The following is a 14,782-nucleotide window of genomic DNA, read 5'->3' on the forward strand; positions in this document are numbered from 1 at the left end:
GGTTACGCGGGTGTCGGCGAATAGGACGTGCGCAGTGCAACTTTGACGACTTTACCGCTGGCGTTGCGGGGGAGTGAATCGACGACGACGAGCTCCTTGGGGTGCTTGTACCTCGCCAGGTGATCCCCGAGCCACGAGGTCAACTCGGCCAACGTGAAATCGTCGGGGTCGTTCAAGGCGACGACGGCGACCGGGACTTCGCCCCACTTTCCGTCCGGGCGTCCGATGACGGCTGCCTCGAGAATGCGCGGATGTCCGTACAGGACGTTCTCCACCTCGGCGCAGTAGATGTTCTCACCGCCGGAGATGATCATGTCCTTCTTACGGTCGACGACGAACACGAATCCTTCGTCGTCCTGCCTGACCAGGTCGCCCGAGTGGAACCAACCGCCGTGGAAAGCGTCGGCGGTGGCGTCGGGGTTCTGCCAGTACTCCTGCATGAGAGTGGGTCCGCGGTAGACGATTTCACCGATCTCGCCGGTCGGTACGTCGTTCATCTCGTCGTCGACGATCCGCGCCGACACAGTGGGTACGACGCGTCCGACCGAGCCCAGTTTGCGTAGCGCGTCTTCGCCGTCGAGCACGCAGGTGATGGGCGACATCTCGGTCTGGCCGAACACTGCCACGTTCAGGGCGTTCGGGAACGTCTCGGCCATGGCTTTCAAGATCGTGTCCGACGCCGGTGCCGCGCCCCACGAGATGACGCGAAGGCTCAGATCTCTCGGCTTGCGTGTCTGCTCGGTGCACATGGCCTGCCACTGCACGGGCACGAGGAACAGGGTGGTGACTCCTTCTTCGGCGAGGACGTCGAGAAGGGTCGAGGGATCGAATGCACCGACGGGGTAGATCACCGTCGGTATGCCCAGTTGCAGACTGGGTGCGAGGCTGCCGAGGGCGGCGATGTGGAACATCGGCGATGCGCAGAAGCCGACCTCGTCGACCCCGTGCATCTGCAGTGCTCGAATACAGGTCAGCGACTGGGCCTGCATGTTGGAGTGTGTCAGCACAGCGCCTTTGGGCCTACCCGTGGTGCCCGAGGTGTACATGATGAGCGCGGGCGCGTCGTCGCGCACGTCGACAGGTGGTGCAGGCTGCGCGGCGGCGAGCAGTTCTTCGTAGGCGTCGCCGACGACGATGATGTCGCCCAGTGAATCGACCTGTGCGGCAACTGCATCGGCCAAGGGCGACAACGTCTCGTCGGTGATCAACAGGTGGGAACCGCTGTTCTGCGCGAGGTAGGCGACTTCGGGCGGGGTCATGCGGAAGTTCACGGGCACGGCCAGTGCACCGAGTGCGTTGATCGCGAGCACGGCTTCCAGGTACTCGGGCCGGTTGAGCATCAGGATCAGGACGCGGTCCCCTGAGCCGACCCCTCGTCGGCTCAGGACACCGGCGAACCTGCCGACGCTGCTCTCGAGCTGGGCCCAGGTGATGGTGGCGCCCTGGAAGCGCAGGGCCGTTGCGTCGGGTTGCATCAGTGCATGCCGGCGAACCTGGTTGTTCCAATTGTTTCGAATCGAACGATGGGGTTCGTTCAGGGGAGCGGACATCACTCTTCCTCTTTCGTCGAAGGCGGGATGTGCAGTGAGCGTACCCCCGGCAGGCCTAGCCCGAGGGCGAATCGAGACGTTTGTTTCTGCACGTCATAGCCATTTAAGTTTGCGGTGATTCGCCTTTGCGGCCGAGTAGTGCGCCTACTCGATCGCGAAATTCCGGCGCAGTCAGCAGTTCGATCTGACCTTCCCTTTCGCGTGCCAACGCATCGCCCAGAAGCGCGAGCGTCGATGCCGTCAGGGCCTGTTTTGTCAGACGAAGGGCGCGGGCCGGTCCGTGTGCCAGTCGGCGCGCGACCGATGCGACCGTGCCGGCGAGCTCGTCCGCCGGAAGCGCCTGGGTGATCAGGCCCGACGCGGCGGCGTCGCGCGCGGTCATCGGCTCACCGAGTAGTGCCATCGCGGCGGCTCGGGCGCGTCCTATCGCTGCCGGGACGAGCAGGCTTGCCCCGCCGTCGGGCATCAGCCCGACGCCGGTGAAGGCCAGGAGAAAGGTCGCGTCCTCGGCTGCATAGACGAGGTCGGCGGCCAGTGCCAGTGACACTCCGATGCCCGCAGCGATGCCGTTGACCTGCGCGATAACCGGAACAGGTGCGTCGATGACGGCCCTGATCAAGGACGACGCGACGTCCATCGTGTGGTCGGCCTGCAGGCGTGCTTCGGCGTCGGTGGTCGGTCGTGCGCGGGAGAGTTCGACGATGTCGGCTCCGGTGCTGAACGCCGGTCCGCGCCCGGTGATCACGACGACCCGTACGCGCGGCCCGAGTGCGGTGAGTGCGTCGATCAGTGCAGCTGTGGTGGCGCCGTCGAGAGCATTCATCCTCTCGGGTCGATCGATTTCCAGCGTGAGTACGCCGTCGTCTTCGGTTCTGTGCAAACCGTGGGTCATCGAGAGCTCCAGCCGGGTGTCAGGACGTGGGGCGGATGCAGCGTGGGTGCCTGCGAATTGCGGCTAACTTAACTCCTCAAATCGAATGTCTGTCAAGGGTCGTGGAAATTTCCTGAACCGACGGGCCGGCGGCGGTCACGCGCTATCATGGTTTCTGCTGCTCGCGAGCGGCTTCTCGAGCGGTGGCGCGGTGACGGATGGAGGTGTGGTGGCGGAAGCGGAAGTGACGGTGAAACGTCGACGTCCTAGAAATCGGAAGGCGCAGATTCTCACGGCTGCGGCCGAGGCGTTCAGCGAACGTGGCTACCATCCGGTCGGCATCGACGACATTGCTGCGACGGTCGGTATCTCCGGCCCGGCGCTCTATCGTCATTTCCCGACGAAGTACGCATTGTTCGTACACACCGTCATGCGGTTGGCGGATCAGTTGCTGGCCGCGACGGATCCCGCGGTGGTCACCGAGGGCGATCCAAAAGCGCGTGTCGAGGCCATGATCACCGCGATCATCCGTACGACCATCGACAACCGCCGGACCGGTGGTCTGTACCGCTGGGAGGGGCGGTACCTGATGGGCGAGGACAAGACATCGTTGCGGGACAAGTTGTACACCCTGCACGGGCGGGTTGCCGAGCCGCTTCGTCGGGTGCGTCCGGCGTTGACGGAAGCCGACGCCGCTCTGCTTGCCACGGGCGCGATCAGTGTCGTGGCGAGCGTGACGGCACATCGAACTGCACTGTCCGCCAAGCAGATCGAGGTCACTGTTCTGGACGCGGCGTGGTCGGTTCTACGGACGGATCTACCGGAGATCTCGACGGACGAGCCGGGTGCAGAGCGTGTCGGCGAGCGTGCAGGAGATTCCAAACGTGAAGTGCTGCTGCGGGAATCGATGCAATTGTTCTACCAGCACGGATATCACGACGTCAGTATCGAGGACATCGGCGCGGCAGCCGGTATCAACGCTTCCAGCGTCTACCGTCATTTCTCGAGCAAGGCCGATCTGTTGGCTGCGGCGTTCCACCGCGCGAACGAGCGGCTGATCGCGACACTGGACGAGGCACTCGAGGTATCGACGGAACCGGAGGCCGCTATCGCGACGCTGTGCCGGCTCTACACCGAACTGACGTTCCGGCAGAGCGAGCTCGTGGCCGTCTACTTCGCGGAGATCGGTAATCTTCCGGCCGACCAACGGTCCGGGCTTCGGAACGTGCAGCGGCAGAACATCGAACAGTGGGCCCGGCTGCTGCGTGATGCGCGGCCCGAGCTGCCGGTGGTCACATCACGATTTCTGGTCCACGCGGCACTTGGGATCGTCTTCGATGTCGGCCGCGCGGTGCGCTTCGATCGGTCCGACACCACGGTCACGCGGGTGACCTCGGTCATGACCTCGGTGCTTCTGAGCTGAGGCTCAGTGTGCGCGCCGCGCCAGCGCGGACTTCACGCCCAACTGTGCGAGAACGACGATGACACCGACGATCAGGCCGAGCAACGCCGACGCGAGGGTGTTGACGATCCAGGCGAGGATCGGCCCGACCCCGGCGATGTCGTGCACGGCTTCCTCGCCGTGGTGGACGAGCTCGTAGAGGGGGTGAAAGCCGAGCTCGTCGATGCCGACGAGGAGGATGTGGCCACCGACCCACAGCATCGCCGCGGTGCCGACGATGCCGAGGAACGACATGACCTTCGGCATCGCCTTGACGAGCCCACGGCCGAACTTCTCGACGAATCCCGTCGACTTGTCCGCCAGTCGCAACCCGATGTCGTCCATCTTCACGATCAGACCGACGACGCCGTAGACGATCACGGTGATGACGACGGCCACGACCGCCAGGATGATCAGCCTGCTCCAGAAGCCCTCGGCAGCAATCGTGTCGAGCGCGATGACCATGATCTCGGCGGAGAGAATGAGGTCGGTGCGGACAGCGCCGGAGACGACGGAGTCCTCGTCCTTCGGTTCGTCGGCTGCGTCGTCGTGGTGGTCACCGTGGCCGAAGACGGCGCCCCAGATCTTGTGCGCAGCTTCGTAGGCGAGGTAGCAACCACCCAACATCAGAATCGGTGTCAGCAGCCACGGCAGGAACTGGCTCAGCAGCAACGCGATCGGAAGAATGATCAGCAGTTTGTTGCGCAGCGAGCCGATCGCGATGCGCTTGATGATCGGAAGCTCACGCTCGGCAGCGAGGCCGCGGACGTACTGAGGCGTCACCGCGGCGTCGTCGATCACGACACCCGCAGCCTTGGCCGTCGCACGTCCCGTTGCCGCGCCGACGTCGTCGATGGAGGCCGCGGCCAGGCGCGCGAGGGCGGCCACATCGTCCAACAGGGCAACAAGTCCACCCGCCATCACTGGCCTCCACTTCGAATCGTCCGACCTACCGCGTCAACGCAGGCAGCTCACTCGAGAACGATACCGCCTGCACAGGTAATGCTTTGGTCAAGTCGAGTTGTTAGCATGCGTCACATGTCGTCGACTCGAAAGCTCGTTGCCGGTTTGTCCGCCTCCGTGTTGATGCTGGCGGGGGCGGCCACCGCTCACGCGGCACCCGTCAACGTTCCGTGGTCTCCTGACACGTCCGTCGACAGCGAGCTCGAGTTCGTGTCCGACGGCGTCACCTACTACGGCAGTCTGCGGCCCGCGATCGGTGAGGTTCGCGGTGCTGCTCTGCTCCTGCCGGGCAGCGGACCGATCGATCGCAACGGCAATTCGCCCGAAGGCCAGATCACGCCGAACACCATCGCCTACCTCGCCGACGCACTCGCAGCCAAGGGCATCACGACTCTGCGCTTCGACAAGATCGGAACGGGCCGCACCGGTACCGAGGGAATCGACACCTCGGTACCGCTCGGATTCACCCAGCAGATCGACACCGCCGAAGCCGCGGCCGCAGCGCTCTCCGACGCCACCGGCATCAGCGGCGAGAAGTTCTCCGTGCTCGGACACAGTGAAGGCGGGCTGACTGCACTGGCCCTCGCGGACCGCGGCGTCGAGATCGGAAACCTCGGCCTGCTGGCACCGTTGGCCATCCGCTACCTCGACCTGCTCCACGCTCAGCTCGACCGCGTCCTGGACAACGTCGTCGCCTCGGGTGAAATGACACCGGACGAAGCCGACGCCGAGCGAGTCCGAGTCGACGAGACCATCGACGCCATCCGCAACGGACGCCCGGTTCCGTACCCCGACGACGAAATCCTGGCGTCCGTAGGACTCAGCGACTCGGGCGCGAAGTTCTTCTCCGAGGCCGACGCGCTGGACCCCGCCGTTCTCGCAGCCGCACTTCCCACCGACACCGACGTACTGCTGACCTGCTCGGAGAAAGACCTCAACGTCTCCTGCGGACAGACCGACCGCGTCGCCGACGCACTCGCCGGACGCGACCTGCAGTACTCGCGCTTCGTCAACTCGTCGCACATGCTGAGCGAACTCGGCCCGCTCCCGGCAACCGGCCTGGACATCTACGCCCCGCTGCCCCAGTCGTCAGAGTTTCGCGGTGCTCTCGACGCGTGGGCGGACAGCGCTCTGTCCTGACGCACCAGGGTACGGACACGTGATCGCACCGAGATCGCTCGGCCGATAGTTGTTCGGGTAACCCGGGTAGGTCTTGTTGTGGGGGTCGGTGGTGCTGCGCGAGGACTTGCGGGTCGGGAGGAATCTCTCGGCCCGCGCCTTCGTTCGTAGGCCCGCCACAGCAAGGCGTCGCACTGTGGGGGAGCCTGCGGGGAAGCCGAACGCGTGGGCCATCTTCTCGTCGAGAAGAGCGAACACGCCCTGCGCGACGGCGGGGCGCAGAGGCGTCGGGAACCAGGAGCAGAACAGGTCGAGCGTGTACGTGCCGACTTTGTGGTTGTCCTCGGTGTACCGGAACGTGCGGTCCTCGTAGTCCAGTTTGAACCGGGCGAGCTCGGTGTAGGACTCTGGAATGTCCTTGATGCCCATGCGAATTCCGACCTGGCGGTAGAAGTGGAACGTCGCCAGGCGCTCCGAGGGATGCAGTCTGCGCCACCCGAAGGTGTCGATCCACTCGATCGGTTCGTAGATGAAGGTCGTCAGCACGTAGAGCATGTCGTCGTTCGAGATGGCGTACTGCGAGTGCATCCGGTTGACCATGCGTAGCGCTTCGCGGCCGCGCTCGGAATCGTAACCGTGCTCGACCATCTCGCCCATCAGCAGCGCGGTGTCGTCGTAACGCCGTTGCGGCCGGTCACGGAACTCACCGGTCTTCTCCAGCAGTTCGGAGATGGTGGGAACGCAATAGGTTCGGAACAGAGCGAATTCGAGGGCGCGTTGGTAGTCCCACGGGAACTCGTATCCGGCAGTGATGCGGTGAATGGTGTGGCAGTCCGCAACCGGGTCCAGTTCCTCGATCCGCTTCAGCCAGCCGTAGCGGCCGCGTTTCGGAGTGAGGTCCTGCGTCGTCGTCATGGCGTCAGCCTCTGCCGTGGCGAAGCTTGAGTACCAGTGCGGAGATCTTGAGATCGCGCGCTTTTCTTCGCATCGTCAGTAGATTGAGCGGCGCGGCGAACTTCTGCACGGCAAGGGATTTGACGGTACTGAACTCGCGGAGACCGTCGGCGCCGTGGATGCGGCCGAAGCCGGAGTCCCCGGTCCCGCCGAACGGCAGCGCTGGAATGCCGGCGAAGCCCAGGACGGAGTTGACGGTCACGACGCCGCAGTCGAGCTTCTCCGCCGCGCGTCGTCCGGCTGCGTTGTCCTTGGTGAACACCGATGCACCGAGGCCGTAGGACGATGCGTTGGCGCGTTCGATGCCCTCGTCGAGATCGCGAACCTTGTTCACGACGACGGTGGGACCGAACGTCTCCTCGGTGATCGCTGTGGAGTTCTCGGGTACGTCGGTGAGAATCACCGGGTCGATGTACGGGCCGTGCAGTGAATCCAGCCCTCCCAGAACGGCTCTGCCGCCCTTGGCGAGTGCGTCCTCGATCTGGGATCGGACGATGCCGCTCTGCTTGCCCAGTGTCATCGGGCCGTACGAGGACGTGCCCGCGCCTCCGGGTTTCAGGGCTTTCGCCGACGCGGCGAACTTCCGCAAGAACTCGTCGTATACCGGTGCGGCGACATAGATGCGCTCGACGCCCGCGCACGTCTGGCCGGCGTTGCCCATGGCCCCGAAGGTCGCGAACTCCACTGCCGCATCGAGATTCGCGTCGGCGTCGACGAGCATGGCGTCCTTTCCTCCGCACTCGGCGACCAGGGGGGTGAGGGACTGAGCGCACGTCGCCATGACCTTCTTGGCGGTCGCGGTGGACCCGGTGAATGCGATCTTGTCCACACCCGCGGTGCACAGCGCGGTTCCGGTCGAGCCGTCTCCGGTGATCGTCTGGAACACCGGATGCGCAGCAGCGATGGACTCCCACTTCTGTGCCAGCCAGACCCCGACGCCTGGTGTCAGTTCGCTGGGCTTGAACACCACGGTGTTGCCGGCAGCGAGCGAGTACGCGATGGATCCCATCGGGGTGTAGAGCGGGTAGTTCCACGGCCCGATGACGCCGACGACGCCGAATGGGCGGTATCCGACGTAGGCCTGTTGGTTGGGGCTGATCAAGCCGGAGGACACCTTGCGTTGTTTCAGGATCTTCTCGGCGTTGCGGGCGGCCCAGTCGATGTGTTCGACGCCCAGCATGACCTCGAGCAGGGCGTCCTCGTCGGGCTTGCCGCTCTCGGAGGCGATGACGTCGGCGAGAGATTTCGCGTCACGCGCGATGGCGCTCTTGAACTCGAGCAGCCAGCGCTTGCGGCCGGTGAACCCCTGGACGTCCCACCACCTGGCGGCGGATCGTGCGCGGTCGACGGCGGCCGACACCTCGGCGTCCCCGGCAATCGGATAGGTAGCGAGTACGTCACCGGTGCGTGGGTCGAGACTGTCGAACGTACGGGCTTTCGTCTCTACGACCTGGTCCGTCATGGTTGTCCTCCGCGTTGTCAAAATCGCATCACATATATTTGATGTGATTTACTGTTGTGGAGCTCACACTATGCGCCGCGTCCGGTCGATGACAACCCTCCGCATCCCGGCGCTCTACCGTCTGGAGCACTTCATGAGTACGGACTTCACCCAGGAACAAGAATCCTTCGCCACGGCGGTCGCCGCGTTCTGCGCCCGCGAAGCTGGTACTCGGGAGCAGCGCGACGCGTTGACCGAGCACGGGCAGCACACGCACAACCAAGGCCTGTACGACAAAATGGCCGAACTCGGGTGGCTCGGTGCCACGATTCCCGAGGAATACGGCGGAGCCGACGGCAGCGTCGTCGACATGTGCATTCTCCTCGAACAGGCTGCCAAGGGCATGGCCCCTATCGGCGGCATCGGCCCCACTCTCATCACCGGCGCCGCCTACGAGAAGTTCGGCACCGCCTCGCAGAAGGAAGCAGTGCTCGGCGGCATCGTCGCGGGCAAGAGTTACTCGATCTCGATGTCCGAGCCGGAAGCAGGCTCCGACGTCGGCAACCTCAGCTGCAAGGCCGAGAAGACCGAGGGTGGCTGGCTCATCAACGGCCAGAAGACCTGGTGCTCCAACGCGCACTTCGCGGATCGCATTCTGTTGGTTGCGCGAACAGGCAGGAGCGTAGCCGGCGGAGTGACCCGACAGGAGCGCGGTGAAGGGAAGCACGAGGGATTGACGATGTTCGACGTGCCCGCCGACATCGACGGACTCAACATCGTGGGAATCGGCACGATGGGCGGCAAGGAGGTCAACGACCTCTACTTCTCCGATTGCCTGCTCCCCGAGGATTCGGTGGTCGGAGTCGAAGGGCAAGGATGGGCGCAGTTGATGACAGGCCTGAACATCGAGCGCCTGATTCTGGCGGCGATGATGCTCGGAACAGCTCAACGCGCATTCGACGACACCCTCGAATTCATCACGCAACGCAAGCAATTCGGTCGTCCCGTCGGCACCTTCCAAGCGCTGCGTCACCGCGTGGCAGACCTTGCGACGGAGATCGAATGCGGCCGACTGCTGGTGTACCACGTCGCCCGGCTCGTCGACGAGAACCCGACGAAGCTGTTCCCGCGGGAAGCATCGATGGCGAAACTGAAGCTGACCGAAACCGCCAAGAAGGTCGCACTCGAAGGCATGCAGATGATGGGCGGTTACGGATACGCCACCGAATTCGACATGGAAAAGCACGTCCGCACCACGCTCGTCTCGTCGATCTACGGCGGTACCAACGAAATCCAGCGTGACATCATCGGCAAGACATACGGGCTGTGACCGCCTCGGTACTGCGACGGCGGCCGCAACTGTCGGAAGAGGTTGCGGCGCGCCTGCGAGCGCAGATCATGTCGGGAGTGCTCGGGCCGGGCACCTTCGTGCGCATCGACGACACCGCAGCAGATCTCGGCGTCAGTGCTACTCCCGTCCGCGAAGCGCTCGTGACGCTGCGCGGTGAGGGTCTCGTCGAGCAAGTGCCCAATCGCGGCTACCGCGTCGGCGAACTCAGCCGCGAGGACATCGACGACATCTTCTGGCTGCAAGGCACCATCGCCAGCAAACTCGCCAGACGAGCAGCGCGAGTCATCACCGACGTGCAGATCGAAGGGCTCGTCGGCCTCAACGCCCGGCTGCGGGACGCAGTGGCGCGCGCCGACGCGCAGGCCGTCGAAACCTGCGAATTCGAGTTCCACCGCTTCATCAACCGGGTGGCGGGCGGAAAGAAGTTGGCGTGGTTCCTCTTCGGAGCCATCCGCTACACCCCGGCCAGGCTCTACGCCTCGGATCCGTCGTGGGGCGAGCAGTCGGTTCGCAGTCACGACGCTCTGATCGCGGCCTTCTCGCGATGCGACTTCGACACCGTCGGAGAGCTGATGCGCAGGCAGTTCGCCGATGGCGCGGAGCGCCTGGTTGCGCACCTCGGTCTTCCGTGACACCGGGTCAGGCAGGAGTGGAGCCTGCGGAATGACCAGACCGGGCAGGAGTGGAGCCTGCGGAATGACCAGGAGGAGCAGGAGTGGAGCCTGCGGAATGACCAGGAGGAGCAGGAGTGGAGCCTGCGGAATGACCAGGAGGCGCAGGAGTGGAGCCTGCGGAATGACCATGGGGCGCAGGAGTGGAGCCTGCGGAATGACGGGTCTGGGAAGGGGCGGCGGCGAGGAGTAGGTCCGTACACCAGTTGACCACGGCATCTTCGTCGAGAACAAGCTCGCCGCCCAGCCATGCGGTCAACACCTGGGCGAAGCCGCCGACGACGAAGTGGGTCGTGAGGTCGAGGCGCTCGATGGTGTCGGTGGCGTAGAACTCGTTGGCCTGGGAGGCAAGCAGTCCGGCGAACATCTGTGTCGACTCGGATCGTTTGGCGGCGAGAACGTCGTTGCTCAGGGTCGCAGAGAAGAGCAGTCGGCCTCGGCGTGGGTCCTCGGCGACCAGACGCACGATCGTGTGTACTGCGGCGTGGACGCGGTCGTGTTCGGTGTCGGGTGCGGTGCCGACGGCTGCCAGGGTCGTCGTGGTGATCTCACCGATCACGTGGTCGTACACCGCTTGCATCAGGTCGTTCTTGTCGCTGAAGCTCTCGTAGAAGTAGCGGGAGGCGACGCCTGCTCGGCGGCAGACGCCGCGCACGGTCAGTTCCGGTTCGGTCGTTCCGAGCAGGTCGAGGCCCGCTTCGACGAGGGCTCGTCGACGTTCGGCAACCCTGGCCGAGCCGTCGACTCCGCCGTAGGTGCGCGGTGATTCGGCCATGGACACATCTTGACATCGATCGTCCAGCGGGCCTAGCGTCATCTGCACACGCACGTATGCAGATATCCGATCAGAAGGATTCGCCATGACAGTCGACAACGAACTGCTCCGCAAATCGATGACCGGGGTCGGCTTGCTCGCCGGTGGCGCCAACGTCATCATGCAATTGGGACATCCGGCCGTCGGGTACGGAGTGTTCGAGAGTCGCGTCGAAAGCGGCCAGATCAACCGACATCCGGTCAAGCGGACCCGCACCACCCTGTCCTACCTGGCCGTCGCAGGCATGGGGGATGACGACGTGAAGGCCGCATATCGTAAGGCGACCAACAGATCTCACGCGGCTGTCAAGTCCACTGCGGACAGTCCCGTGAAGTACAACGCTTTCGACCCGAACCTGCAGCTGTGGGTGGCTGCGTGCCTGTACCGCGGTTTCGAGGACGTCTATTACGCGCTCTACGACGAACCGGACTCGGAGTTTCTCGACGAGATGTACCAGCGGTGTCATGTTCTCGGGTCCACGTTGCAGATGCCGCCCGACATGTGGCCCGCGGACCGCATCACGTTCGAGAAGTACTGGGACGCAGCTCTGGCCGATGTGCACATCGATCCGACCATCCGTGGATATCTCTACGGAATAGCGTCCGCGACGTTCGTCAAACCCCGAGTGCTGCACCCGCTCATCGGCCCGTTCATGCGTTTCGTGACAACCGGATTTCTTCCCGAACGATTCAGGGACGAGATGGAACTGCCCTGGGACCCGATCAAGCAGAAGCGGTTCGATCGGCTCATGGGCACCCTCGCCGTGATCAACCGCGTGACGCCTCAGGTGGTGCGCGAAATGCCGTTCAATGTGCTGCTGTGGGACGTGCGCTCCAGAATCCGCGCGGGGCGGGCCCTGGTCTGATGTGAGTGGAAATGTAGTGCCTTCTGGTCGCTCCGCAGGCTCCGCTCCTGCCCCATGGCCTACATTTCCACTCACATAGGGGTCAGCTGAGATGCCGCGGCTGCGGGTGGTCCTTGTGCGCCTCGTCGGAGCCGACGCGGTCCTGCGCCCCCTCACCCGAGCGCGCGTGCGGGGTCCCCGTGCGAACGAGCTGGATCACCACGGACTTCGAGGTGGGGCAATTGCTGTCGGTGGCCGTCGAGTCGAGCGGAACCAGGGGATTCGTCTCCGGGTAGTACGCAGCCGCGCACCCGCGCGGAGTGTCGTACTCGACTATGCGGAAGCCATCGGCGCAGCGGTCGACGTCGTCGTCCTCCCACCGCGTCAGCAAGTCCACGATGTCGCCGTCCTGGAAGCCGAGCGCCGCGATGTCCTCGCGATGCACGAACACCACGCGCCGCCCACCTTCGATTCCGCGGTACCGATCGCTCAGGCCGTAGATCGTGGTGTTGAACTGATCGTGGCTGCGCAGCGTCTGCAACAGCAGGTGGCCGTCGGGCACATGCAGTACGTCGATCGGCGACGTCGTGAATTCGCCTCTACCCGAGGTGGTCTCGAACGTTCGTGAGTCGCGAGGTGGATGCGGAAGCACGAAACCGCCGGGCCGTCGGACATTGACCTCGTAGCCCTCGCACCCGTTGACGACGCGTGAGATGTGCGAGCGGATGGTGCTGTAGTTCTCGCGCATACCCTTCCAGTCGATACCGTGGCGGTCCCCGACGGCCGCCTCGGCGATACCGGTCAGGATGGCGACCTCGGATTTGAGCAGATCGCTCGCCGGCTTCAGCGGTCCGCGCGACGAGTGCACCGAGCACGTCGAGTCCTCGACGGAAATCCACTGCTCTCCGGTCGCCTGAATGTCCTTCTCGGTCCTACCGAGAGTAGGCAGGATGAGGGCGGTGTCGCCCGTGACAAGGTGTGAGCGGTTGATCTTCGTGGAGATGTGCACCGTCATTGCCATGCGCCGCATTGCGTCGAACGTGACTGTCGAGTCCGGCGTCGCCTGAACGAAATTGCCGCCGAGCCCGAGGAAGAAACTGGCCTTGCCGTCGCGCATGGCTCGAATGGAATCGACGGTGTCCAGGCCGTGCTCGCGCGGCGGGTCGAAGCCGAACTCGGCCTGGATGGAATCGAGGAAATGATCGGGCACCCGTTCCCAGATGCCCATCGTCCGGTCGCCCTGGACGTTCGAGTGGCCACGTACCGGAAGGAGCCCGGCGCCTGGCTTTCCGATGTTGCCCTGCGCGAACGCGAGATTGGTGACTTCCTTGATGGTGGCGACGGCGTTGCGGTGCTGCGTCAGACCCATCGCCCAGCAGAAGACGGTGGCCTTCGAATCGCGCAGCATCTGCGCGGCCTCGGTGATCTGGTGGCGGGACAGACCCGTCGACGCGGTCACGACGTCCCAGTCGACGGCGGTGACGTTGGCGCGCCAGGACTCGAAGCCGGTGGTGTACTGCTCGACGAAGGCGTGGTCGATCGCGTCCCATTCGACGAGCAGCGACCCGATGGCCTGGAACAGTGCGAGGTCACCGTTCACACGAATGGGGAGGTGGAAGTCGGACAGGTCCGTTCCAGGCCCGACCATCCCGCGGGGCGTCTGTGGATTCTTGAAGTTGACCAGTCCGGCTTCGCGCAACGGGTTGATCGACAGAATCCTGGCGCCGTTCTGCTTGGCCTTCTCCAGCGCGGACAGCATGCGTGGATGGTTGGTGCCGGGGTTCTGGCCTGCGAGGACGATCAGCTCGGCGTCGTACACGTCCTGGAGGGTGACGCTGGCCTTGCCGATGCCGATGGTCTCCTGCAGAGCGATCGACGTCGACTCGTGGCACATGTTGGAACAGTCGGGCAGGTTGTTGGTGCCGAACGCACGGGCGAAAAGCTGGTAGACGAAGGCGGATTCGTTCGACGCGCGGCCCGAGGTGTAGAAGATCGCCTCGTCCGGAGTGTTCAGAGACTTCAGATGGTCGCCGATGAGTCGGAACGCGTCGTCCCACTCGATCGGCTCGTAGAACCGTCCGCCGGGGAGTTTGACCATCGGGTGGGTGATGCGACCTTGCTGACCGAGCCAGTGCTCACTCATGGAGTCGAGCTCGGCGATGCTGTGGGCCGCGAAGAACTCCGGCGTCGCGCGGGTCGTCGTCGCCTCCTCGGCAACTGCTTTCGCGCCGTTCTCGCAGAACTCTGCCGCGTGACGGTGGCCGGGATCCGGGTCCGGCCACGCGCAACTCATGCAGTCGAAGCCCTCGGCCTGATTGAGGTCGAGGAGAGTCTTGGCGGTGCGCACCGGCCCCATGTGTCCGAGTGCGCGCTTCATCGACACCGCAACGGCGACGGGTCCGGCCGCATGTGTCTTGGGCTTGTCTATCTTCAGGTCGGCTTCGTCGTAGTCGCGCACGCGGTCCCTTTCCTCGCCGGTGACCGCGGCGCCCGCCGGGTCAGCCGAGAAGCTTTCCGACCAGGTCGACGTAGGACTGCTTCGCCGAATCCTGGCTGGTGCCCTCGAGCTTCGCCCAGGCGTCGTACTTGGCGCGGTTCACCATGTCCAGTCGTCCTGGACGCTTACCCGTGACGTCGCCGTTCGAACCTTGCTTGTACAACGAGTAGAGGCTCAGCAGGTCGTCGTTGCTCGGCTTGGAGGTGAGGGTCTTGACGTCGACTTGAGCTTGCTGGAAGGACTGATCGAGATCGGACATCTTCACT

13 protein-coding genes are annotated in these 14,782 nt (G+C 64.4%); 5 read left to right on the plus strand and 8 right to left on the minus strand.

Features of this window, described 5'->3' with window-relative positions; all coding sequences use genetic code 11:
• Window positions 1–2 precede the first annotated feature (2 nt).
• Together fadD5 and CH293_RS13065 are read right to left on the minus strand one after the other, a co-directional pair.
• Window positions 3–1,550, minus strand: coding sequence for a fatty-acid--CoA ligase FadD5 (gene fadD5, locus CH293_RS13060; RefSeq protein ID WP_176459993.1), 1,548 nt, complete (start codon window positions 1,548–1,550; stop codon window positions 3–5).
• 103 nt (window positions 1,551–1,653) lie between these two features.
• Complete coding sequence (locus tag CH293_RS13065) at window positions 1,654–2,442, minus strand: enoyl-CoA hydratase-related protein (protein WP_176459994.1); 789 nt, start codon at window positions 2,440–2,442, stop codon at window positions 1,654–1,656.
• Between the two features lie 85 nt (window positions 2,443–2,527).
• On the opposite strand from CH293_RS13065, the gene CH293_RS13070 reads away from it, so the two are divergent.
• Window positions 2,528–3,844, plus strand: coding sequence for a TetR/AcrR family transcriptional regulator (locus CH293_RS13070; RefSeq protein WP_094720459.1), 1,317 nt, complete (start codon window positions 2,528–2,530; stop codon window positions 3,842–3,844).
• A 3-nt stretch (window positions 3,845–3,847) separates the two neighbouring features.
• On the opposite strand, the gene CH293_RS13075 is transcribed toward CH293_RS13070, so the two are convergent.
• Window positions 3,848–4,783, minus strand: a complete 936-nt coding sequence (locus CH293_RS13075; protein ID WP_037108385.1) for a DUF808 domain-containing protein — start codon at window positions 4,781–4,783, stop codon at window positions 3,848–3,850.
• Between the two features lie 117 nt (window positions 4,784–4,900).
• On the opposite strand from CH293_RS13075, the gene CH293_RS13080 reads away from it, so the two are divergent.
• A complete protein-coding gene (locus CH293_RS13080; RefSeq protein WP_176459996.1) occupies window positions 4,901–5,965 on the plus strand; it encodes an alpha/beta fold hydrolase in 1,065 nt (354 codons plus the stop codon).
• Here CH293_RS13080 and CH293_RS13085 read toward each other — a convergent pair.
• Window positions 5,915–6,859 (minus strand): oxygenase MpaB family protein, encoded by a 945-nt coding sequence (locus CH293_RS13085; RefSeq protein ID WP_037108387.1) that lies wholly within the window; start codon window positions 6,857–6,859, stop codon window positions 5,915–5,917. The two genes, CH293_RS13080 and CH293_RS13085, sit on opposite strands and share 51 nt — an antisense overlap.
• A gap of 4 nt (window positions 6,860–6,863) precedes the next feature.
• Window positions 6,864–8,360, minus strand: coding sequence for an aldehyde dehydrogenase family protein (locus CH293_RS13090; protein ID WP_019662899.1), 1,497 nt, complete (start codon window positions 8,358–8,360; stop codon window positions 6,864–6,866).
• Window positions 8,361–8,493: 133 nt separating this feature from the next.
• Here CH293_RS13090 and CH293_RS13095 point away from each other — a divergent pair, with 133 nt between their 5' ends.
• Entirely contained in the window at window positions 8,494–9,669 is a 1,176-nt protein-coding gene (locus CH293_RS13095) for an acyl-CoA dehydrogenase family protein (protein ID WP_037108802.1), read from the plus strand.
• Window positions 9,666–10,322, plus strand: coding sequence for a GntR family transcriptional regulator (locus CH293_RS13100; RefSeq protein ID WP_019662901.1), 657 nt, complete (start codon window positions 9,666–9,668; stop codon window positions 10,320–10,322). Before CH293_RS13095 ends, CH293_RS13100 begins: the two co-directional genes overlap by 4 nt.
• Before the next feature lie 7 nt (window positions 10,323–10,329).
• Here CH293_RS13100 and CH293_RS13105 read toward each other — a convergent pair whose 3' ends face one another.
• A complete protein-coding gene (locus CH293_RS13105) occupies window positions 10,330–11,136 on the minus strand; it encodes a TetR/AcrR family transcriptional regulator (RefSeq protein ID WP_094720461.1) in 807 nt (268 codons plus the stop codon).
• An 85-nt stretch (window positions 11,137–11,221) separates the two neighbouring features.
• On the opposite strand from CH293_RS13105, the gene CH293_RS13110 reads away from it, so the two are divergent.
• The gene (locus tag CH293_RS13110) at window positions 11,222–12,040 is read left to right on the plus strand and encodes an oxygenase MpaB family protein (RefSeq protein ID WP_037108391.1); all 819 of its coding nucleotides are present in this window, start codon (window positions 11,222–11,224) and stop codon (window positions 12,038–12,040) included.
• Window positions 12,041–12,122: 82 nt separating this feature from the next.
• On the opposite strand, the gene CH293_RS13115 is transcribed toward CH293_RS13110, so the two are convergent.
• Together CH293_RS13115 and CH293_RS13120 are read right to left on the minus strand one after the other, a co-directional pair.
• A complete protein-coding gene (locus CH293_RS13115) occupies window positions 12,123–14,477 on the minus strand; it encodes an FdhF/YdeP family oxidoreductase (RefSeq protein ID WP_094720462.1) in 2,355 nt (784 codons plus the stop codon).
• 40 nt (window positions 14,478–14,517) lie between these two features.
• Window positions 14,518–14,775, minus strand: coding sequence for an acyl-CoA-binding protein (locus CH293_RS13120; RefSeq protein ID WP_026347392.1), 258 nt, complete (start codon window positions 14,773–14,775; stop codon window positions 14,518–14,520).
• Window positions 14,776–14,782 lie beyond the last annotated feature (7 nt).

Origin of the sequence: Rhodococcus sp. 14-2470-1b (assembly GCF_002259415.1) — a bacterium.
Taxonomy (GTDB): Bacteria; Actinomycetota; Actinomycetes; order Mycobacteriales; family Mycobacteriaceae; genus Rhodococcoides.